Origin of the sequence: Mycolicibacterium brisbanense, from assembly GCF_001570425.1 — a bacterium.
Taxonomy (GTDB): Bacteria; Actinomycetota; Actinomycetes; order Mycobacteriales; family Mycobacteriaceae; genus Mycobacterium; species Mycobacterium brisbanense.
Genome location: NZ_BCSX01000035.1, coordinates 188,992 through 209,361, shown reverse-complemented (window position 1 = coordinate 209,361; position 20,370 = coordinate 188,992). Strand labels below are relative to the sequence as shown.

The 20,370-nt window shown below is 63.9% G+C and carries 21 protein-coding genes; 9 read left to right on the top strand and 12 right to left on the bottom strand.

Going from position 1 to position 20,370, the window contains the following annotated elements:
• Nucleotides 1–12 precede the first annotated feature (12 nt).
• The 4 genes from dmpG to RMCB_RS19910 are packed head-to-tail and all read right to left on the bottom strand — an operon-like array spanning nt 13 to nt 3,608.
• Nucleotides 13–1,059: a 4-hydroxy-2-oxovalerate aldolase gene (gene dmpG, locus RMCB_RS19925; protein WP_062830174.1), complete on the bottom strand. Its 1,047-nt coding sequence runs from the start codon at nt 1,057–1,059 to the stop codon at nt 13–15.
• Nucleotides 1,056–1,970: an acetaldehyde dehydrogenase (acetylating) gene (locus RMCB_RS19920; RefSeq protein ID WP_062830173.1), complete on the bottom strand. Its 915-nt coding sequence runs from the start codon at nt 1,968–1,970 to the stop codon at nt 1,056–1,058. The genes dmpG and RMCB_RS19920 overlap by 4 nt, the downstream gene beginning before the upstream one ends.
• 11 nt (nt 1,971–1,981) lie before the next feature.
• Nucleotides 1,982–2,767 (bottom strand): 2-keto-4-pentenoate hydratase, encoded by a 786-nt coding sequence (locus RMCB_RS19915; protein WP_062830172.1) that lies wholly within the window; start codon nt 2,765–2,767, stop codon nt 1,982–1,984.
• Nucleotides 2,760–3,608: an enoyl-CoA hydratase gene (locus tag RMCB_RS19910; protein WP_062830171.1), complete on the bottom strand. Its 849-nt coding sequence runs from the start codon at nt 3,606–3,608 to the stop codon at nt 2,760–2,762. The genes RMCB_RS19915 and RMCB_RS19910 overlap by 8 nt, the downstream gene beginning before the upstream one ends.
• A 225-nt stretch (nt 3,609–3,833) precedes the next feature.
• Between RMCB_RS19910 and RMCB_RS19905 the strand changes: the two genes are divergently transcribed.
• Entirely contained in the window at nt 3,834–4,709 is an 876-nt protein-coding gene (locus RMCB_RS19905) for an alpha/beta fold hydrolase (protein ID WP_062830284.1), read from the top strand.
• Here the strand turns inward: RMCB_RS19905 and RMCB_RS19900 are convergent.
• The 7 genes from RMCB_RS19900 to RMCB_RS19870 are packed head-to-tail and all read right to left on the bottom strand — an operon-like array spanning nt 4,684 to nt 11,103.
• Nucleotides 4,684–5,535 carry an SDR family oxidoreductase gene (locus RMCB_RS19900; RefSeq protein ID WP_062830170.1) on the bottom strand — a complete coding sequence of 284 codons (852 nt, stop codon included), beginning with the start codon at nt 5,533–5,535 and terminating at the stop codon, nt 4,684–4,686. The genes RMCB_RS19905 and RMCB_RS19900 overlap by 26 nt on opposite strands.
• Nucleotides 5,536–5,538: 3 nt before the next feature.
• Nucleotides 5,539–6,108: a nuclear transport factor 2 family protein gene (locus tag RMCB_RS19895; RefSeq protein ID WP_062830169.1), complete on the bottom strand. Its 570-nt coding sequence runs from the start codon at nt 6,106–6,108 to the stop codon at nt 5,539–5,541.
• Nucleotides 6,105–6,974 (bottom strand): TIGR03619 family F420-dependent LLM class oxidoreductase, encoded by an 870-nt coding sequence (locus RMCB_RS19890; RefSeq protein WP_062830168.1) that lies wholly within the window; start codon nt 6,972–6,974, stop codon nt 6,105–6,107. Before RMCB_RS19890 ends, RMCB_RS19895 begins: the two co-directional genes overlap by 4 nt.
• A gap of 1 nt (nt 6,975) precedes the next feature.
• Nucleotides 6,976–7,770 (bottom strand): SDR family NAD(P)-dependent oxidoreductase, encoded by a 795-nt coding sequence (locus RMCB_RS19885; RefSeq protein WP_062830167.1) that lies wholly within the window; start codon nt 7,768–7,770, stop codon nt 6,976–6,978.
• Between the two features lie 10 nt (nt 7,771–7,780).
• Entirely contained in the window at nt 7,781–8,623 is an 843-nt protein-coding gene (locus tag RMCB_RS19880; RefSeq protein ID WP_062830166.1) for a mycofactocin-coupled SDR family oxidoreductase, read from the bottom strand.
• Entirely contained in the window at nt 8,620–9,420 is an 801-nt protein-coding gene (locus RMCB_RS19875; protein ID WP_062830165.1) for a mycofactocin-coupled SDR family oxidoreductase, read from the bottom strand. Before RMCB_RS19875 ends, RMCB_RS19880 begins: the two co-directional genes overlap by 4 nt.
• On the bottom strand, nt 9,421–11,103 hold the full coding sequence (locus tag RMCB_RS19870; RefSeq protein ID WP_062830164.1) for a flavin-containing monooxygenase: 1,683 nt from the start codon (nt 11,101–11,103) through the stop codon (nt 9,421–9,423).
• Between the two features lie 70 nt (nt 11,104–11,173).
• On the opposite strand from RMCB_RS19870, the gene RMCB_RS19865 reads away from it, so the two are divergent.
• The 6 genes from RMCB_RS19865 to RMCB_RS19840 all read left to right on the top strand — a co-directional run bounded on the left by RMCB_RS19865 (nt 11,174) and on the right by RMCB_RS19840 (nt 18,042).
• Nucleotides 11,174–12,238 carry a ferredoxin--NADP reductase gene (locus tag RMCB_RS19865; protein ID WP_062830283.1) on the top strand — a complete coding sequence of 355 codons (1,065 nt, stop codon included), beginning with the start codon at nt 11,174–11,176 and terminating at the stop codon, nt 12,236–12,238.
• 206 nt (nt 12,239–12,444) lie between these two features.
• Nucleotides 12,445–13,626 (top strand): acyl-CoA dehydrogenase family protein, encoded by a 1,182-nt coding sequence (locus RMCB_RS19860; protein ID WP_062830163.1) that lies wholly within the window; start codon nt 12,445–12,447, stop codon nt 13,624–13,626.
• Between the two features lie 11 nt (nt 13,627–13,637).
• Nucleotides 13,638–14,546 (top strand): biphenyl-2,3-diol 1,2-dioxygenase, encoded by a 909-nt coding sequence (gene bphC, locus RMCB_RS19855; protein ID WP_062830162.1) that lies wholly within the window; start codon nt 13,638–13,640, stop codon nt 14,544–14,546.
• A complete protein-coding gene (locus RMCB_RS19850; protein ID WP_062830161.1) occupies nt 14,543–16,003 on the top strand; it encodes an FAD-dependent oxidoreductase in 1,461 nt (486 codons plus the stop codon). The genes bphC and RMCB_RS19850 overlap by 4 nt, the downstream gene beginning before the upstream one ends.
• Before the next feature lie 189 nt (nt 16,004–16,192).
• Nucleotides 16,193–17,068, top strand: coding sequence for an IclR family transcriptional regulator (locus tag RMCB_RS19845; RefSeq protein ID WP_062830160.1), 876 nt, complete (start codon nt 16,193–16,195; stop codon nt 17,066–17,068).
• The gene (locus tag RMCB_RS19840; protein WP_062830159.1) at nt 17,065–18,042 is read left to right on the top strand and encodes a LipP1 family hormone-sensitive lipase; all 978 of its coding nucleotides are present in this window, start codon (nt 17,065–17,067) and stop codon (nt 18,040–18,042) included. Before RMCB_RS19845 ends, RMCB_RS19840 begins: the two co-directional genes overlap by 4 nt.
• Here the strand turns inward: RMCB_RS19840 and RMCB_RS19835 are convergent.
• The gene (locus RMCB_RS19835) at nt 18,032–19,273 is read right to left on the bottom strand and encodes an NADH:flavin oxidoreductase (RefSeq protein WP_062830158.1); all 1,242 of its coding nucleotides are present in this window, start codon (nt 19,271–19,273) and stop codon (nt 18,032–18,034) included. The genes RMCB_RS19840 and RMCB_RS19835 overlap by 11 nt on opposite strands.
• A 100-nt stretch (nt 19,274–19,373) precedes the next feature.
• Between RMCB_RS19835 and RMCB_RS19830 the strand changes: the two genes are divergently transcribed.
• A complete protein-coding gene (locus RMCB_RS19830) occupies nt 19,374–19,751 on the top strand; it encodes a hypothetical protein (protein ID WP_062830157.1) in 378 nt (125 codons plus the stop codon).
• The gene (locus RMCB_RS19825; RefSeq protein WP_062830156.1) at nt 19,744–20,367 is read left to right on the top strand and encodes a Dabb family protein; all 624 of its coding nucleotides are present in this window, start codon (nt 19,744–19,746) and stop codon (nt 20,365–20,367) included. Before RMCB_RS19830 ends, RMCB_RS19825 begins: the two co-directional genes overlap by 8 nt.
• Nucleotides 20,368–20,370: the final 3 nt, after the last annotated feature.

Below are 20,370 nucleotides of genomic sequence, written 5' to 3'. Positions count from 1 at the left end.
GCCTCAGCGCTTCTACCGGGTGGCTTCCTGTTCGCGTTTGATTTCCAGGGCGATGTCGATGAGTTGGTCTTCCTGGCCGCCGATCAGCTTGCGCTGCCCGGCCCGGTGCAGCAGCTGGTGCGCGGGCACCCCGTAGCGCTCGGACTGGCGGATGGCGTGCTTGAGGAAGCTGGAATACACACCCGAGTAGCCCATGATCAGCGCGTTGCGATCGAGCAGGCATTCAGCCGGCATCGCCGGTGCGACAACCTCTTCGGCAGCATCGGCGATATCGAAGAAATCGATCCCGGTCTTCACACCGATCTTGTCGAACACCCCGATGAGCGCCTCGACCGGCGCGTTACCCGCCCCTGCCCCGAACCGGCGGCACGACCCGTCGATCTGCTTGGCACCCGCACGCACCGCCTCAATCGAGTTGGCCACACCCAGACCGAGGTTCTCATGCCCATGGAAACCGACCTGCGCGTCGCTACCGAGTTCGGCGACCAACGCCGCCACCCGATCAGCCACCCCATCCAAAACCAGCGCACCGGCGGAATCCACCACGTACACACACTGGCATCCGGCGTCGGCCATGATGCGGGCCTGCGCGGCGAGCTTCTCCGGGCTGATCGTGTGGCTCATCATCAAAAACCCCACCGTCTCCAGACCCAGCTCACGAGCCAACCCGAAATGCTGGATCGACACGTCGGCCTCGGTGCAGTGCGTCGCGATCCGGCAGATCGACCCACCGTTGTTCTGGGCTTCCTTGATGTCTTCCTTGGTGCCCACCCCCGGCAACATCAAAAAGGCGATCTTGGCGTCCTTGGCCGTCTCGGCGGCCAGCTTGATCAGCTCCTGCTCAGGGGTCTTGGAAAACCCGTAGTTGAAGCTCGAACCGCCCAACCCGTCACCGTGGGTCACCTCGATGACCGGCACCCCCGCAGCGTCCAGCGCCGCGACGATCGCACCGACCTCGTCCTTGGTGAACTGATGACGCTTGTGATGCGACCCGTCACGCAACGACGTATCGGTCATCCGGACGTCCCACACCGGGTTGAAGAAAATGTCAGCGGTCATCGGACTGCCTCCTCGACGCTGAGCGACTCTTTGGCGATCTCTTCGCCGACCTTGGTCGCCGCCGCGGTCATGATGTCCAGGTTTCCAGCGTAGGGCGGCAAATAGTCACCCGCACCCTCCACTTCCACGAAAATGGTGACGAGGTGGTTGCCCCCGTTGACCACCGACGGCTCGTCGAACTGCGGCTCGTTGAGCAGCCGGTAGCCCGGCACGTACGTCTGCACCTCGGCCACCACATCCTTGATCGACGCCGTGATCGCGCCATGATCCGCATCCTCGGGAATCGCGCAGAAGATGGTGTCGCGCATGATCATCGGCGGCTCCGCCGGGTTGAGGATGATGATCGCCTTACCCTTGCGGGCCCCACCGATATCACGCACACCCGCACTGGTGGTCTTGGTGAATTCGTCGATGTTGGCCCGGGTTCCCGGGCCCGCCGAGGCAGACGACACCGATGCCACGATCTCGGCATACGGCACCTCCACCACACGCGACACCGCATACACCATGGGGATGGTCGCCTGCCCGCCACAGGTCACCATGTTGACGTTCGGTGCGTCCAGATGTGCGCGCAGGTTTGCCGGCGGGATAACACCGGGGCCTACGGCGGCCGGGGTGAGGTCGATGGCCCGGATGCCGGCCTCGGCGTAGCGGGGTGCGGCGTCGCGATGCACATAAGCACTGGTGGCCTCGAACACCAGATCAGGCTTCTCGTCTTGGGCCAGAAGCCAATCCACGCCCTCGTGACTGGTTTCCAAACCGAGCTTGCGCGCTCGCGCCAGGCCTTCGGACTGCGGGTCGATACCGATCATCCAGCGCGGCTCCAGCCATTCCGAACGCAGCAATTTGTACAGCAGGTCGGTGCTGATGTTGCCCGACCCGACGATGGCAACTGACGCTTTCTCAGCCATATTCGGCTCCCTTATTCGAAACTCAGTCTTACTGAACCTAACCCGGCGAAGTCGGCGACGAAATCGCTGCCCGCAGGTGCATCTATCGCACGCGTGCACGACCCCGGCAACACAATGTCACCGGCCTTCAGACGCACACCGAAACTCTCCACCTTGCGGGCCAACCAGGCCACCGCGGTCACCGGATTGCCCAGCACCGCATCACTACGCCCCTCGGCGACCACCTCACCGCGGTTGGTCAACACCGCATCGATGGCCCGGATATCCACATCCTTGGGCGACACCCGCGCCTCACCGAGCACCCATCCCGCCGACGACGCGTTGTCAGCGATGGTGTCGCACAACTTGATCTGCCAATTGGTGATCCGGGTGTCGATCAACTCGATCGCAGGCGCGAACGCCGCCGTCGCGGCCAGCACATCCTCCTCGGTGCACCCCGCCCCCGGCAGATCGTCGGCCAAGATGAACCCCACCTCCACCTCCACCCGCGGATAGAGGTACTTCGACGACTTCACCGGCACATCCTCGAAAACCTGCATCACATCGAGCAGATGCCCGTAATCCGGCTCGTCGACGCCCATCATGTCCTGCATCGCCTTGCTGGACAGGCCGACCTTGTGGCCGATCACCTTGGCGCCCTCGGCCACCCGCGCCCGGATGTTGATCAGCTGGATCTCGTAGGCATCCACCACATCAATCTCGCCATACCGATCAGTCAACGGGGTCGTCGGAACCTGGCTGCGCTCAGCCTGAGCCAGGTCTGCAGCCAGCTGATCACGAACCTCGACACTAAGCACGGTGTCGCTCCACCATGGCCTTGATGTCCATGCCCCCCAGGGAATCTGCTGCGACTTCGGCATTGTGTGCGTGTGCGAAGTGGTGGAGCCCGAAGACCGAATCCATTCCGTTGCGCATTCCCATCTGGTCCTCACACTGGTTGACCGCCTTCTTGGTCAACGACAGTCCAAACCGCGGCATCGATGCGATTCGTGAGGCCAATGCGAATGTCGTGCGCTCCAGATCATCACGAGACACGACCCGGTTGACCATGCCGACCTCGTACGCACGCTGAGCGCTGAACCGATCACCGGTGAACAGAAGCTCTTTGGCAAAACGCGACCCCACCATCCAGGGGTGGGCGAAGTACTCCACTCCCGGAATCCCCATCTGCACAACCGGATCCGAGAAGAATGCGTCGTCCGACGCCACGATCAAATCACACACCCAGGCCAGCATCAGGCCCCCGGCGATGCAGGCACCCTGAATCATGGCGATGGTCGGCTTCGGAATCTCCCGCCATCGCCGGCACATCCCGAGATAGACCTCCATCTCGCGAGCGAACCGTTGGTCCCCGCCAGACCTCTCGAGGTGATCCCACCAAAGCACCGCACGGTTGTCGTAGTGAACGTGGTGATCACGTCCAGGAGTGCCCAGATCATGACCCGCGCTGAAATGCTCACCGGCTCCGGCCAGCACGATGACATCGACCTCGTCATCGTCGACGGCTGACGCGAACGCCGAATCCAGGGCGTATGTCATCACCGAGTTCTGGGCATTCCGATAGCGCGGACGATTCATCGTGACAACCGCGACGCCGTCGCGCACCTGATACGTCACCACATCGGTCTCGTCGTGCAACTGTCCGTCTCCTTGACCCCAGATCCCAACAGACACATCGTCACGCCGAAACCACTGGCCCCATCCCGCAGCGTCCACTCACTGGAAGTCATATGACTCACACAGAACCGAGCGTCGATCGATTCAACCTTCCGATGTTCCAGTCATTCGACACTTGGGCTATGCGGGACAACGCGGATCGTGTGTGATCGCATCCGTATCACCTAGAAAGGGCTCTCAATGACGATGCTGACGTTCGAATACCAGGACACATTGCGTGAAGTCACCACCCCGAAAGGAGTTCTGCGCTACCACGAGGCCGGTGACGGTCCGCCGTTACTGATGCTGCATGGCTCCGGTCCGGGAGTGACCGGTTGGCGCAACTTCCGCGGCAACCTCGCCGTGTTCGCCCGGCACTTCCGCTGCCTGATCCTGGAGTTCCCCGGTTTCGGGATCAGCGACGATTTCGGCGGCCACCCGATGGTCGACGCGCAAGGGGCCGCGGTGGCGTTCACTGACGCTCTCGGACTCGAGCGCGTCGACGTGATCGGCAACTCCATGGGCGGCGGTGTCGGCGTCAACTTCGCCATCAACCATCCCGAACGCGTCGGGCGGTTGGTGACGATCGGCGGCATCGGCACGAGCATCTTCAGCCCTGGGCCCAGCGAAGGTATCCGACTGCTTCAGGAGTTCACCGAGCAGCCGACCCGGGCGAAGTTGGTCGACTGGCTGAACTCGATGGTGTATGACCCGAACCTCGTCACCGAGAACCTCATCGAGGAGCGGTGGGCGCTGGCCACAGATCCCGCAACGTTGGAATCCTCACGGCGGATGTACGGCAAGGCCGCGTTCGCGGCGATGATGGAGATGATGCGCACGATGGATTCCCCGATGCCGTGGGCGATCATGCACAAGGTACAGGCGCCGACCTTGCTGACATGGGGACGCGACGACCGGGTGAGCCCGCTGGACATGTCACTGATACCCATGAAGAGTATCCCGAACGCCGAACTACACGTGTTCCCCAACTGTGGGCATTGGGTCATGATCGAGGCCAAGGAAGCGTTCGAACGAACAGTGCTGCCGTTCCTCGGCGTCAGCCACCTGAACGGGGATAGCTGAGAAAGCGCAGCAGATACCGGGCCAGAGACCTGGCTGGCACAGGAGCCGGCCAGGACTCCGCACGGAAGTACGCATCAGAACCGCCATCAACGAAAACAACGCTTCCACAGAGGAAGTCAGCCGCATCCGACAGCATGAACATCATCCAGTCCGCGAGATGCCCGGCGTCACCGTAGCCCCCGACCGGCACCGGGAAGGATTTGACCGCCTTGGCTTCCTTTGGATCTGCCAACTGCTCGGCCAGCAACGGTGTCGTCACCGCCCCAGGTGCCACGGCGTTGAGTCGAATACCCGCACCCGCCCAGTCTGGGCGCACAGCCTGTCTTCGCACCCATCGAGCAACTGCGATCTTGGAGGCGGCATAGATCATCGCAGCGGAAGCCCGTCCGTAGAACCGCACCGCGCGCAGGGCTTTCTCGCCATCACCGGCCAGGAACGCCCGCACTGCCCGCCTCGGTACCGCCGGCGTGGTGGTTGCCGAATTGCTCGCGATCACCACCACTTTGGCGCGATCGCTGCGCGCCAAGGCCGGACGCAACGCATCCAACAGCTCAGTCACGCCGAAATAGTTGACCTGCGCGATGAGACGCTCCCGGCCAGGAATCGGACCGAGCCCTGCCGCCAGCACCGCGCCGTCAAGTACACCGCCGGAAGTGGTCAGTAGTTCACCCACAGCACTACGACGACCGCCATCGGTCGACAGGTCGGCCACGATCTCGCTGTCTCTGAGATCAACACCGATGACTTTGTGACCCGCCGCCCGTAACCGTTGCGCCACTTCCCAGCCCATACCGGACGCTGATCCGGTTACTGCATATGTGCCCACCGGTCAGGCTCCTCGCTCATCGGCTTCGGCGCCAAGTGAGGCTCCGGTGGCGCCCGCGATGAGCAGCCGGTGGCCGGCCGGTCTTCCGTCCAGCATTCGGCTCGTGCGTTTGGTGATGCGCCAGCCCTCCTCTCTGCGTTGCAGCTCAAAGTGGTTGGCGGCCGCACGCCATACGAGGTACTCCTGGGCCGATGCTTGCCAAGCTTGGTGAGGGAACTGACTGTCTGGCAGTGGCTGTGGACGGCGAAGCACGACGAGTGATTCACACAGCGCCACCGCGGTGTCGCCCGCGACGGTTACCACTGCCGGCCCGAGAAAGTGACAACACCCGGCCGCCACCAACTCGCCGTGCGGCGCTGAGCTGACCATCGCGCGGATGTCAGAACTACTGGTCATCCGCCAGCCCTCGACGTCATAGCTGCCATCTTCGGCCCACAACGACGCGGCGCCATCGGCATTCGCGCAGTCCACCGCCGGGCCGTAGGACGCGATCAACCGGGCGATGGCACGTTCGTCTTCCAACAGACGCACCCGGTGCAGTAGGTCGGTGACTGTCTCCTGGTCGAGGGTCACGGCGTGTTTCCTTCCACGGTGGCGGCGATGTCGGCCAGACGTATCAACTGCTCGCAGTAGTGTTCGACCGAGTGGGCCGCGATGGTGCAATACGCGACGGTGGCACCGCTGCCTGCCAGCTCCAGAAGCCGGGTCCGGCAATCGACTGGGTCACCGGACGGATCCACCGTCTGCCCAGTTCCCAAGATGACCTCGAATCCCGTTGGCACGTCGGTATTGTCGAGCATCACACGGACATCGGATGGGTCGAGACCGAATGGCATCCAGCCGTCGGCAAGGCTGACGGCCCGCTGCAATGAGGCCGCGGTCCGCCCACCTACCCAAATCGGCACGTCGGTGCGAGCAGCGTGCGGCATGACGGTCATCGCGGAGAATTCATGGAATCGGCCGGAATAACATCCTTCCGCCCGGCCGAGCGTCGCGCGCAGCGCGCGGATGGCATCGTCAGCACGGGCCGCGCGTTGCGGCCACACGGCTCCGATGAGATCGAATTCCTCTTTCAGAGAGCCAATCCCGACCCCGAGGACCACTCGGCCCGCGCAGATGCGGTCCAACGTCCCGTATCCCTTGGCGATGTCGAGGGGATGGTGATAACCCAGCACCAGCACCGCGGTAGCTAGGCGGATGCGACGCGTGTGGGCCGCGAGGAACCCCAACGTGGCCAGTGGATCCCAATACACCACACCGCGACGGGTCGCGTCGCTGCTGGGGATCGCGACATGCTCGGAACACGTCAGGAACTCGAAGCCCGCCTCATCGGCCACCTTCGCGACCGTGGCGAGATCGTCTACGGTGGCGGTCGCTTCCCACTCCGAAGCCACGCCGGGAACTTGAACGACGATCGGCGTCGACAGTCCTATCCGCATATCACTTACGCAGCCTGACCAGTTCCTGAATCGCTTCATGGGCTTCCAGCACCACCCTCGCACGGTCCGGTGAGCTGTTGCGCGCCGCGGTGGCGGCATTGCCGCCCGCCACGTACACCGGTCCGTCGTGCAGATGTGCAAGTCCTTCAGCGGCAACGTCGCCGGGTTCGTTGACGATCATCCCTGGGGCGTCGAAGTTGAGCCCGATACGCTCCATCGCCGGTGTCCGGGTCACTCCCAGCACCAATTCGAGAACATCTACGTTGTGCTCACGCAACTCGAGCCACAGACTCTCGGCGAACATCCTGGAGAAGGCCTTGGCACCAGCGTAAACCGAGTGCCGATCAGCGCCCATGTAGCCCGACAGGGAGCCCACGATCAGGATCCCCCCGCGACTGCGTTCCACCATTTGACGCCCGTACAGTTGAACAAGATCCATCATCCGGGTCACGTTCAAATCGATCACCTTCTGGAAGTCCGCAAGTGGCGCATCGAGGAACGGCTCGTTGCAGGTGCTTGCGCCCGCGTTGTAGATCAGCAGTCCCACCTCTAGGTCCGACGTCGCAGTGGAAATGCGCTGCACGGCAGTCCGGTCGAGCAGATCCACCGCCACTGTTCGGACCTCGGCCCCGACGGCCCGGCACTGGTCGGCCGTCTCTTCCAAGGGTTCGGGTTTACGTGCGATCAGCACAAGACCAAATCCGTCCCGAGCGAGTTGACGAGCGAACTCCGCGCCGACTCCTTCCGAGCCGCCCGCGATCACTGCCCACCTTCCGTACTTCTCGAGATCGGTCACCGATTTCTCCTCATCGTTGTGTGCTGCCGCCGTCGACCGGCAACGCGGCGGCGGTGATGTATCGGGCCTCGTCGGATGCCAGAAACAGGCTCGCATTCGCGACATCGTGCGGTTCCACCCACGGAATGTCGAGAAGGTTCATCGTCCGCGCCGCCTGTGCAAACTCTGTACGGGTGGGCACGCGGTCCAGGTCTGGCCGAAATCCGCTGCGGACCATGTCATTCTGGATCAGCGGTGTGTCAACGTTGGTCGGGTGGACCGTATTGACCCGAATCGCGTGCGGTGCAAGCTCATGCGCCAAGCTGCGCATCAGGCCGACGATGCCGTGTTTGGCTGCGGTGTAATGACCCACACCGACCAGTCCGCGGTGCCCAGCGATTGAGCTGACCAGGACGATGGAGCCGGCACCGCGCGCGATCAGCTGCGGCGCGGTGACTTTGCAGGTATGGAACACTCCCGTGAGGTTCACATCGAGCATGGTCTGCCAAGTCTGCTCATCCATCTCCGCCATGGCTGCCCTCGATGTGATTCCCGCTGTGGCACAGACGATGTCGAGACCACCGAATTCTGCGACACCGGTGTCGACCACAGCGGCGAGCCCGTCGACGTCACGGACGTCGACGATCGCGGTCGAGATGCGGCCACCGACTGCTCGCACGAGCCGCGCGGTGTCCGCAAGATCGACGGGAGTGGCCGGAGGTACGCCCACGGTGGCGATCGGGCCGCAAAGGTCGACGGCGATGACTGCGGCGCCTTCCTCGGCGAAGCGCACCGCCTGGGCGCGTCCGATGCCGCGAGCTGCACCCGTGATGAAAGCTACCTTCCGGGCCAGCCGCCCTTCCCTGTGCGTCATGTCTTTTGGGTGAGACCGGCGTCGACGACAAGCTCGGCTCCGGTGATGTATCTCGCGTCGTCAGAGGCAAGAAACACCACGGCGTTGGCAACGTCCACGGGCTCAACCCACGGCACGGGCAAAAGATGGCGGGCCGCAAGTACTCGCGCGGCATCGGCCTCTGTCGGGTCTTCGATGTCGGGGCACAGGCGTCGATACGTTGCCGCGTTGCGAACCATCGGGGTCGCGACCGCGCCGGGGTGCACCGTGTTGACCCGAATGCGTCGCGGGCCGAGCTCGTTGGCCAACGTGCGCGCCAGCCCGACCACGGCGTGTTTGCTCGCTGTGTAATGCGCGGAGTTGGCGGTACCGCGCATGCCGCTGGTCGAGCTGATGATGACGATCGATCCACCGTCGTCGCCGAAATGCCTGGCAGTCGCCTTTACGGTGTGCCACACTCCGGTTACATTGACATCGAGGGTGTCCCGCCACGCCTTTTCGGACAGTTCCCACGTCGGGGCTCCGGGCGGATGAATGCCCGCATTGGCCACAACGACGTCCAGGCGTCCGAGCTCGGCAACGGCAGCATCGACCACCTCGGAGAGCACGTGCGAGTTACGCACATCCGCCAACCCGGCGATACAGCGCCTTTCACGCTCCCGCACCAACGCTGCGGTACACCCGAGTTCGTCCTGCATCGCATCGATGTCCACCGCGATCACGTCGGCACCTGCATCGGCAAACCGCTCGCAGTGTGCCCGGCCCGTCCCGCGTGATGCGCCGGTGACCAGGGCAACCTTGCCCGCCAAGGTCGGCATCTAGGATCCCTCGATCAAGGCGAATCCCTTGTAATCGGCGTTGGCGATCTCGGCGCAGATGTCGAGATAGGTTGCAAATCCGCCGATGAACAACATGAAAACCCGCGGCTTTCCCGGAACGTTGGCACCCATGTACCAAGAATTCGCCCGGGGGAACAATGTCGCCTCGGCTCGCTGATTGCATTCGAGAACCCAGCCGTCCACGGCTTCCGGTGTGGCCTCCATGGCGGCGTAGCCCTGCTCGTCGAGGTAGGCGATGGCGTCGGCGATCCAGTTGATGTGCGCTTCGGCATGCAACACCATGTTCGCCAGCACGGCAGGCGCACCCGGGCCCGACACCAGGAACAGATTCGGGAAACCGTCGACACCCAGGCCCAGGTAGGTCCGCGGTCCATCGGCCCAGGAATCCACGAGCCGCCTGCCCCCGCGGCCGACGATGTTGATCTTGGCCAACGCGCCCGTCATCGCATCGAACCCGGTCGCCAGCACGATGGCGTCAACGTCGTAGTGCGCCTCGGTCGTGTTGATCCCGCTTTCGTCGACGCATTCGATGGGCGTCTTGCGAACGCTGACCAACCTGACATTGGACCGATTGAACGTCTGAAAATAGTTGGAGTCAGTACAGATTCGTTTCGTTCCGATCGGATGATCGGTGGGAATCAACAACTCCGCCAGCTCAGGAGCGTCGATGAGCGCGCGGATCTTCTCCTCATAGAATTTGCGCGCCTCCTCGTTGGCCTCGATGTTCGTCATCTGATCGGCGAAAGTCTTGGAGAACAGCACACCACCGAGATTCCAGCGCTCTTCGAATGCCGCGCGGCGCTCGTCCGGCGTGGCTTCCATGGTCAGTTTCGGGTGGACCACGTGCGGCGACCCTCCGCCGCTGCGCCACGACTTGTGGCGCCGCTCCGCGTAGTTGGCCTTGATCTCGGCGATTTCAGCATCGGTCAGTGCGCGGTTGCCCGCCGGGACACTGTAATTCGGTGTGCGTTGGAATACGTACAGCTGCTCTGCTTGTTCGGCGATCACCGGAATCGACTGGATGCCCGATGATCCCGTGCCGACGACGGCGACGCGTCTGCCGGTGAAATCGACGCCCTCGTGCGGCCAATGCGCGGTGTGGTAGATCTCGCCGGCGAAGGTTTCCAGTCCGGCGAAATCCGGCGTCAACGATGCCGACAGTGGCCCGGTGGCCATGACCACGAACCGCGCAGCGACAGTGACCGTACCGGCAGCACCCTCGCCGGTCACCCGCCAGAACAACGCATCCTCATCGAACACGGCAGAGCTGACCCGGGTGTTGAAGGTGATTCCGCTGCGGAGATCCAGCCGGTCGGCCACCCAGTTTATGTACTTGAGGATCTCGCCCTGAGTCGCGTACTTCTCGGTCCAGGTCCATTCCTGCTGAAGTTCTTCGGAGAAGGAATAGCAGTAGTCGACGCTCTCCACGTCGCAGCGAGCACCGGGGTATCGGTTGAAGTACCACGTGCCGCCCACATCAGGTGCAGCCTCGAACACCCGCACGGACAGTCCCCGCTCGCGGAAATGGTGCAGAGCGTACAACCCCCCGAACCCCGCTCCGACCACAACTACATCGACATCGAACCCGGTCACGCTGCTCACGCACCGTACGGTAGGGCCTCCGATCCGCACCGCCGGTGGAGTTTCCCGGTGAGCGGGCATCCCAAGATTTCGTCCCGGCCATTGGACAAGCGCCCACACCCGCGGTGTGGCCCCGGCCAAGATGGCACGCATGACCGACGTGGAATCCGCCCCGACGCAGACAACCGGCGTGCGTACCGTGGTGGTTACCGTCAGCGAGGTCATCGACGAAAGCCACGACGCTCGCTCACTGGTACTGACCGTGCCCGACGAGCACCGCGATCGGTTCGCCTACCGCCCCGGGCAGTTCTTGACACTGCGGGTGCCCAGTAACCTCACGGGTGCGGTAGCCCGTTGCTACTCTCTGGCAAGTTCACCGCACACCGACGAGTCCCCCAAGGTCACCATCAAGCGAACCGAAGGCGGATACGGTTCAAATTGGCTGTGCGACAACATTTCCTCCGGTGACACGATTGAGGTTTTGCCTCCGTCCGGAGTGTTCACCCCAACCAGTCTCGACGGCGACTTCTTGCTGTGGGCCGCGGGCAGCGGTATCACACCGGTGATGTCGATCTTGAAATCCGTGCTGGTGGCCGGCACCGGCCGGGTCATCCTATGCTACGCCAACCGCGACGAGAAGTCCGTCATTTTCGAAGCCGAGTTGCGTGAATTCGCAGCGCGCTATGCCGGCCGGATCACGGTGCTGCATTGGCTCGAATCGATTCAAGGCCTCCCAACCCACGCTCAGCTCAGCGCATTCGCGAGCATGTTCAGCGGCTACGAATCGTTCATCTGCGGACCAGCGCCCTACATGGCCGTGGTCAGGGAGGCGTTGACAGAGGCCGGCGTTCCACGGGACCGGATCCATCAGGAAGTTTTCCAGTCGCTGACCGGCGATCCGTTCGCCGAGGTAACCGCCGAAACGCTCGTTGTCGACGACACGGACGCTGCCGACGCCGAGATCCAACTCGACGGTCAGGTACATACGTTGCGATGGCCGCGCGGGCGCAATCTCGTGGAGACCATGCTGGCCGCAGGCATCGCCGTGCCCTACTCGTGTCGGGAAGGCCATTGCGGTTCGTGTGCGGCAACCACGATCGAGGGCGAAGTCGAGATGGGCAATGCCGAGATTCTCGAGGACAAAGACATCGCCGATGGCCTTTTCCTGGCCTGCCAGGCTTGTCCACGGTCACACAAACTCAAAATTGAGTTCTGAAACCCCTTTTCGACCCCCTCTGCCGACCGGCATTTCGGTATCTCACAACAGCGTCGCCGTTCGGTCAGGCCGCTTCTGTCGATACTGTTGCACCCCGGGCGATTCGTGTTCCGGCGGCTGGGAATCCGTAATTGCAGTGCTGATTCACGTCCACTCACTGGGACAGCCGCGACGGCTGGACGGCTGATGAGTCCACCATCAGAACCATGACGAAACGGGTGATCGACAGTATCGCGGAGCTGGCCGAGCAGCTCCGCGGACAGGCCGCCGAGGCGGAGAAGATCGGTAAGTTGACCGACGACACGGTCAAGACCATGAAGCAGGTGGGCTCCATACGGCTGCTGCAGCCGAAACGGCATGGCGGACTTGAGGTTCACCCGCGCGAGTTCGCAGAAACTGTGATGGCCACCGCGGCCCTGGATCCCTCCGCCGGGTGGATCAACGGTGTCGTGGGCGTACATCCGTACCAGTTGGCATACGCCGATCCCCGTGTCGGGGAGGAGATCTGGGCCGACGACATCGACACCTGGGTGGCCTCTCCCTATGCACCGCAGGGCGTGGCCAAACCGGTCGAGGGCGGCTATATCTTCAACGGCCGGTGGCAGTTCAGCTCCGGCACCGACCACTGTGACTGGATCTTCCTCGGAGCCATGATCGGCGATGCAGACGGCAAGCCGCTCATGCCCCCGCAGATGCTGCATATGATCCTGCCCCGCAAGGATTATGAGATCGTCGAGGACTCCTGGGATGTTGTCGGCCTGCGCGGTACCGGCTCCAAGGATGTCATCGTCAAGGATGCGTTCGTGCCGTCGTACCGGACGATGGACGCGATGAAGGTGATGGACGGCACCGCCCAACGCGAAGCCGGTATGACCGAGACGCTCTACCTCATGCCGTGGTCGACCATGTTCCCGCTCGGCATTTCTTCGGCGACCATCGGTATCGCCGAGGGTGCACTGGCCGCCGCTCTCGACTACCAGCGCGAGCGCGTCAACTCCAGCGGTGTCGCGATCAAGGACGATCCCTATGTCATGTACGCCATCGGTGAGGCGGCCGCCGACATCAACGCGGCGCGTCAGGAACTGCTCGCCAATGCCGACCGCATCTACGACATGGTCGACGCCGGCGAGGAGGTGTCGTTCGAGGACCGGGCCGCGGGACGACGCACGCAGGTACGTGCCGTGTGGCGGGCGGTGTCGGCGGTCGACGAGATCTTCGCCAGGTGCGGCGGGAACGCAGCGCGGATGGACAAACCACTGCAGCGCTATTGGCGCGACGTCCACGTGGGGCAGGCGCATGCGATCCACGTTCCCGGCACCGTTTATCACGCATCGGCATTGAGCTCGCTCGGTGTGGACCCCCAGGGTCCGCTGCGGGCGATGATCTGAGGGGAAGCGCAATGGCCTTGATCAAGAGCCTGGGCTACGTGACCGTCCAGGCGACCGATATCGAGCGGTGGCGCCATTTCGCCTTCGGCGTATTGGGTTTCGCGGAAGGCGGCGGGCCCGATCCCGCGACGCTGTACCTGCGCATGGACGAGCGCGCCGCCAGGATCATCGTCACGCCGGGCGATACCGACAAGATCGTCACCGTCGGCTGGGAGGTTCGCGACCACGCGGACCTTGAGGAACTCAAGAGTGCGCTTGACGCCGCCGGCGTTCCGTACAAGGAACTGTCACTGGCGGAGGCCGATGCCCGACGCGTTGAAGAGGTCATCGCATTCGACGATCCCGCCGGCACCTCGCTGGAGGTATTCCACGGCGCGGTACTCGATCACAGTCCCGTGGTGACACCGTTCGGCGCCAAGTTCGTCACCGGTGAACAGGGGCTGGGCCACGTGGTGCTGCCTGCATTGGACGTCAACGGATTGTTCGAGTTCTATACGCAGGTACTCGGGTTCAAGTCGCGCGGCGCGTTCCGGGTGCCGGTGCCACCAGAATTCGGGCCGGTACGGGTGCGGTTCATGGGTGTCAATCAGCGTCACCACAGCCTGGCCATCTGCCCGGCGTCGAACCTGCGCGACCCCGGGTTGATCCATCTCATGGTCGAGGTCGACACCCTCGACGCAGTCGGCCAGGCCCTGGACCGCGTGAACAAGGACGGCTTCCAGTTGTCGTCGACACTCGGGCGGCACACCAACGACAAGATGGTGTCGTTCTATGTGCGTGCGCCCGGCGATTGGGACGTCGAGTTCGGCACCGAAGGTACGCGCGTCGACGAAACCTATTACACCGCCGAAGAAATCACGGCCGACAGTTACTGGGGCCACGAGTGGGTATCTGATCTGCCCGCGGCCATGCGCCCGTGAACACCGACGTCGTTCCAGTTGCGGTGGGCGACATCGCCGGCTGGGATCACGAAGCCGATGTTGTCATCGCAGGCTATGGCGTCGCCGGTGCCTCCGCGGCGGTCGAGGCGGCACGTGGCGGCGCCGACGTGCTGGTGCTGGAAAGGACCGGCTCGTGGGGCGGGGCCGCAGCGATGGCGGGCGGATTCATCTACCTCGGCGGCGGTACGGCACTCCAGACCGCGTGCGGTTTCGACGATTCCGTGGAAGATATGGCCGCATTCCTGAATGTGGCCATGGGTCCGGGAGCTGACAGCGAGCGCATCGCCGACTACTGCGAACACAGCGTCGCGCATTTCGACTGGCTGGTCGGTTGCGGTGTGCCATTCAAGGCGGAGTTCTTCGGTGAGCCCGGCTGGGAGCCGATGGGTGACCAGGGTTTGATGTTCAGCGGCGGAGAGAACTCCTTCCCGTTCAACACCGTGGCGCGGCCCGCCCCCCGCGGTCACGTGCCACAGATGTCCGGCAAGAAGCAAGGTGAGGCCAGCGCCGGCTACATGTTGATGAAGCCGCTCGTCGAGACGGCGACGGCGGCGGGGACGCGGGCCCTCTACGACGTCCGTGTTCAGCGGCTCGTCGTCGATACCGGAGGGCGAGTCGTCGGCCTCACCGCCCGCCGCTTCGGCAACCCGGTCGCGATTCGAGCGCGGCGCGGGGTCGTGCTGGCAACCGGCAGCTTCGCATACAACGACTCCATGGTGGCGCAGTACGCTCCGCGCATCGCGGGTCGTCCGGCAGCGTCGATCGAGCAGCACGACGGACGAGCTATTCGTATGGCGCAGGCGCTGGGCGCCGATCTCGCACACATGGACGCCACCGAGGTCGCCATCTTCGCCGATCCTCAGCAGTTGGTGCGTGGCGTCCTGGTCAACGCCCGCGGCCAACGCTATGTGCCCGAGGACACCTACCCGGGCCGTATCGGCCAGCTGACGCTCTACCACCAGGACAACACCGCCTATCTGATCATCGACGGTGAGGCTCACGAGGAGGCAATGTCCTCACCGACACCGCAGCTGATGTTCCGGCCACCGACCTGGGTTGCCGATACCGTGGCCGAACTCGAAGAGGCAATCGGGTTGCCTCCGGGCTCGCTGCAGCACACGGTTGAGGCCTACAACGACGGTGCGACTCGAGGCGAGGATCCGCTTCTGCACAAGAAGCCGCAGTGGCTCAGGCCGATCGGCGCGCCACTGGGTGCCATCGATCTGAGGGAGAGCACGGGCGGATTCACGCTCGGCGGTCTGGCCACCACCCTTGACGCTGAGGTGCTCCACGTCAGCGGCGAACCCATTCCGGGCCTGTATGCGGCGGGCAGATCGACTGCCGGCCTGGCGGCGTGGGGGTACGCCAGCGGTATCTCGCTCGGCGACGGCAGCTTCTATGGTCGCCGGGCCGGGGCCGCCGCAGCCCGTGGTTGAGCGCCTCGGATGCAGCTGGACATCAGCTCCCTCGCCCGATTGGTGAGGTCCACTGCGCACACTCGCCGGGCACCTCCCTGACCGTTACCGCGAGCGCCTCCAAGATGTGACAGCAGACACATGTTTGTGGTAGTTATATTTCTATTAGTCATATAGCGACTAGTCATATCGCCGCCCGCGGAGGATCCCATGACCGCGACCATCGAACAGTTCGCGACCACCGCCACGAAGACCGCTGCCGACGCGCCCAGCGCGGTCATTGATCGCGTCTCCGCCGTTCTCGACGCATTCGACGGACCAGGCCGGCTCACCCTGGCGCAAATCGTGCGGCGCACCGGGTTGCCCCGTTCGTCTGCACATCGGTTTCTCGAGCGACTCGTGGAACTGCGCTGGGTGCGCCGTATCGGGCGCGACTACGAACTGGGGATGCGCCTCGTTGAGCTGGGATCGCTTGCGGTGCACCAGGACCGTCTACACAAAGCGGCGATCCCGATCCTGCACAAGCTGCATGCCGCCACGGGTCTGGTTGTTCACCTGGCTGTCCTCGACGGACCTGATGTGCTCTACATGGAGAAGGTGGGCGCCAGGATGGCCACAGCGATCCCGACGCGCGTCGGCGGCCGCCAGCCGGCACATTGCGCAGCGGTCGGCAAGGCCATGTTGGCGTTCGCAGACGATCACGCCATCGAGCTGCTGGGTACCGACCTGGGGCAACAAACCAAGTACTCGATCCGTACCCATGCTCAGTTGAGCAACGAGTTGTCGAAGGTACGTGCGCACGGCGTGGCATTCGATCGCGAAGAATCACTGCGCGGCTTCGGCTGCGTCGCTGCCCCGGTGGGAGACCCCGGCGAGGCTGTTGCCGCGATCTCGGTCTGTGGTCCGATGAGTCAGATCGTTTCGCTGGACCAGCAACTCGTTGCACCGGTACGAATGGCGGCGCTCGGAGTTTGGCGGTCGATGGAAGGCGCCCCGGTCCCGGCGGCGTTGCAGCATATGCGGCCGTTACGGGGCGGACCGGCGGCCTCGATTGCGCCCGCGGCCAGTAGCCCGCAGCCGGCATGAGCAACCATCACGAGGCAGCACCCGACGTGACCGCCGGGCTCGATCCAGAGATCGCCGACATCATCGAAGCGTTGGACTCCGGTTTCCCGGCCGTCCATACCATGACCGGCGAGCAGGCGCGTGCCGCGATCCGGTCTCGATTCGTTCCTGTGGCGCAACCAGAAGCCGTGGGCGCCATGGACGATACGACCGTTCCCGGTCCGGCCGGAGTGGTGCCGGTTCGGATCTATCGGCCGCGCACCGCCGAGGGCCCCGTACCTACGCTCGTATTCGCACATGGCGGCGGTTGGGTGTTCTGCGATCTCGACAGCCACGACGAGCTCTGCCGTGACCTCGCCAATCGCATTCCCGCCGTGGTGATCTCCGTGCACTATCGACGAGCCTCCGAGGAAGGCGCATGGCCGGCCGCAGCCGAAGACGTGTACGCCGCCACGTGCTGGGCGGCCGACCACGTTTCGACGTTGGGCGGCGACCCAGGCGCCATCATGGTTGGCGGCGACAGCGCCGGTGGCAATCTCGCTGCCGTCACCGCGGTGATGGCGCGTGACCGCGGCGGCGCCGAGTTGGCGGGCCAGCTGCTGCTGTATCCAGTCATCGCCGCCGATTTCGATACCGATTCCTACCGCCGGTTCGGCGAGGGTTTCTACAACCCCCGCCGCGCATTGCAGTGGTACTGGGACCAGTATGTCCCCGATATCTCCGACCGTGAGCACCCGTATGCATCTCCGCTGCAGGCCGATCTCGCCGGCTTGCCGCCGGCAATCACCTTCGTCGCCGGCCACGATCCGCTCCGCGACGAGGGTTTGGCGTATGCCGAAGCGCTGCGGGCCGCGGGGGTGTCGAGCGTTACGCGAGTGTTCGACGGAGGAGTTCACGGCTTCATGACCATGCGTGCTCTCGATATCTGCAGGCGTGCTCGCGCTCAGGCCTGCGTCGATGTGGCAACCGTACTCGGCCACAAGGTCACTGGGTAATAGCAGAGCCGTTCGGGGTTTCGAGGACCAACGGGGCAGCGGCACCGTAGCGCTGCTCCGGGTCAAGGACGCAATGGGTGCGATCGAATACCGTCACCATGCACCGGTTGTTGTGATTGCAGCGGCTGCGGACGCTGCGGTCGGCGCGCATCCGGTTCACCAGATCCGGCTCACGCAGCAGCGCACGACCCATTGCCAGGAAATCGAACCCCTCCCCCAACCCGACTTCGAGGTGTTCGCAGTTGGTGATGCCACCCAGCAGAATCAACTTGGTGTTGCGCATCAACGGAACGAATTGGCGTGCAGCAGAGAGCATGTAGAGATCCTCGTAGGGGTAGCTGCCCATCGCCCATTTGCCCGCGATTCGGATCGCCGGCCGCATTGCCCGCGGCATGACCTGGGCGAACTCTCGCACCGGAACATCCCCGCGGAACAGGTACATCGGCTTGAAAACCGATGATCCCTGGGTCAACTCGATGGCGTCCAAGGTTTCGTCGACATCCAGCAGCTGCGCGGTTCGCAACGCTTCGTCGATCCAGATGCTGCCGGGCAGACCGTCGTCCATGTCCAGTTTGGCGATCACCGCGACCCGGTTCCCGACCACCTCCCGAACGTGCTGCGCGATCTCGCGCACGAAACGTGACCTGTTGTCGATATCGCCGCCGTACTCGTCCCTGCGCCGGTTGATCAGCGCACTCAAAAAGGAACTCGGCAGATATAGGTGTCCGAAATGCAGTTCCACCGCGTCGAATCCGGCGTCTACGGCAACCTGAGCGGCGTCGCCGAACTGGTCGATGACCATGCCGATCTCACTTCGTTTGATCTCCCGGCAATAGGAGAACGAGGCCGGATTGACAAACCGGCTCGGCGCCACGGCCGTCACGCCGGTCAGCCGCTTCTGCGCCACTACACCGGCATGCCCCAGTTGCGCCGAGATGGCTGCGCCGGCATGGTGCACCGCGTCGGTGAGTTTGCGCAGGCCCGGTAATGCCGCCGCGTTCATGACGATTTGGCCCGGTGCACTGGCGGCCTCTGACGACACGCAGCAATAGGCAACCGTGGTCATGCCGACGCCGCCGGCGGCGAAGGTCCGATGGAACTCGACGAGGTCGTCGGTGACAAGGCCGTGCGGCGACCTGCCCTCCGAGGTCGCCGCCTTGATCATCCGGTTGCGCAACCGAATTGGGCCAAGGTGAGTCGGGGCGAACGGGTCTGGGCTGATGTCGTTCATTACGCTACTGTCACTCTCCCCGAGGGCGCGGTCAACGCCGCTCTCCCATTGGCCGGGAGCGCACAGCCGGGAATACCGATGTCATCCTTAACCTCGTTGCATGGCCGACAACGAAGTCAGGAAAGTCGTCTATGTCATCGACCGCGTGCTGACCCAGTGCGGCCAGGCGCGGGCGTTCATCGATCGATACCTCGCCGAGTACGCGCCCGGTGCGCGTGAGCGCGGTATGACGCTGGAGCACGTTCTGGTCAGCCCGCCGATCTGGTTCGACGACCAGCCCAACACCGTCACCGTTATCTGGAGCCTGCCCGACCCGCTGGCCTGGTGGCAGATGACCTGGCAAGGCCGCCCAGACCCGTCGCTGGCCCAATGGTGGTCGAGCATAGCCGAATTGGTGCGAGATCGATCGCGTTCGGTTGCCGCGTCGGCCGCGGATGTCGACACCCTGTGCGGAATGCAAGGAGAGACCGATGTATAGCGTCACCCGCCTGATCGATGTCACCACGAATCATCGCTCCCGACTGCTGACGACACTTCGCGGCGCCGCGACGGCCACCGATGCACAGAGCTGGATCGTGGCGGCCACCGAACCCGGTTCACGCAACGGAGGCGACCTACTGGTCCATCTGCGTTTCGCCGACGAGGGCCAATGGCGATGCGTGGCAGATCAGTTCGCATCGGTATTGGCAGATCCGGAAGTCACGCGGGTCAACGGTGTGAGCTACCACGGCACGCCGGTCAGCACCGGTACGCCGGGCACGGTTTACCGGACTCTGCTGCTGCGGGTGGCGCCTGAAGCCGATTCGGACACCGTTGCCCGCTTCGAGGCAGAGCTGCGATCGATGCCACGCTATGTGCACACCATCCGCGCGTGGCAACTGAGCCGGGTGATCGACTCCGTCGGGGCGACATCATGGACCCACGTGTTCGAGCAAGAGTTCACCGACGTCGACGGTCTGATGGGCCCTTACCTCATGCACCCGATTCACTGGGCGGTGGTGGACCGCTGGTTCGACCCCGAGACCACCGACGTGATTGTCCGCGACCGGGTGTGCCACAGCTTCTGCAGCATCGCCCAATCCCCGCTGTCCTGACCG

What these genes read in the sequence shown, in the direction of transcription:
- dmpG (WP_062830174.1), bottom strand. Translation starts at nt 1,059, where the DNA reads ATGACCGCTGACATTTTCTTCAACCCGGTGTGGGACGTCCGGATGACC.
- RMCB_RS19920 (WP_062830173.1), bottom strand. Translation starts at nt 1,970, where the DNA reads ATGGCTGAGAAAGCGTCAGTTGCCATCGTCGGGTCGGGCAACATCAGC.
- RMCB_RS19905 (WP_062830284.1), top strand. Translation starts at nt 3,834, where the DNA reads ATGCTGACGTTCGAATACCAGGACACATTGCGTGAAGTCACCACCCCG.
- RMCB_RS19890 (WP_062830168.1), bottom strand. Translation starts at nt 6,974, where the DNA reads ATGCGGATAGGACTGTCGACGCCGATCGTCGTTCAAGTTCCCGGCGTG.
- RMCB_RS19880 (WP_062830166.1), bottom strand. Translation starts at nt 8,623, where the DNA reads ATGACGCACAGGGAAGGGCGGCTGGCCCGGAAGGTAGCTTTCATCACG.
- RMCB_RS19875 (WP_062830165.1), bottom strand. Translation starts at nt 9,420, where the DNA reads ATGCCGACCTTGGCGGGCAAGGTTGCCCTGGTCACCGGCGCATCACGC.
- RMCB_RS19870 (WP_062830164.1), bottom strand. Translation starts at nt 11,103, where the DNA reads ATGCCCGCTCACCGGGAAACTCCACCGGCGGTGCGGATCGGAGGCCCT.
- RMCB_RS19865 (WP_062830283.1), top strand. Translation starts at nt 11,174, where the DNA reads ATGACCGACGTGGAATCCGCCCCGACGCAGACAACCGGCGTGCGTACC.
- RMCB_RS19860 (WP_062830163.1), top strand. Translation starts at nt 12,445, where the DNA reads ATGACGAAACGGGTGATCGACAGTATCGCGGAGCTGGCCGAGCAGCTC.
- bphC (WP_062830162.1), top strand. Translation starts at nt 13,638, where the DNA reads ATGGCCTTGATCAAGAGCCTGGGCTACGTGACCGTCCAGGCGACCGAT.
- RMCB_RS19845 (WP_062830160.1), top strand. Translation starts at nt 16,193, where the DNA reads ATGACCGCGACCATCGAACAGTTCGCGACCACCGCCACGAAGACCGCT.
- RMCB_RS19840 (WP_062830159.1), top strand. Translation starts at nt 17,065, where the DNA reads ATGAGCAACCATCACGAGGCAGCACCCGACGTGACCGCCGGGCTCGAT.
- RMCB_RS19835 (WP_062830158.1), bottom strand. Translation starts at nt 19,273, where the DNA reads ATGAACGACATCAGCCCAGACCCGTTCGCCCCGACTCACCTTGGCCCA.
- RMCB_RS19830 (WP_062830157.1), top strand. Translation starts at nt 19,374, where the DNA reads ATGGCCGACAACGAAGTCAGGAAAGTCGTCTATGTCATCGACCGCGTG.
- RMCB_RS19825 (WP_062830156.1), top strand. Translation starts at nt 19,744, where the DNA reads ATGTATAGCGTCACCCGCCTGATCGATGTCACCACGAATCATCGCTCC.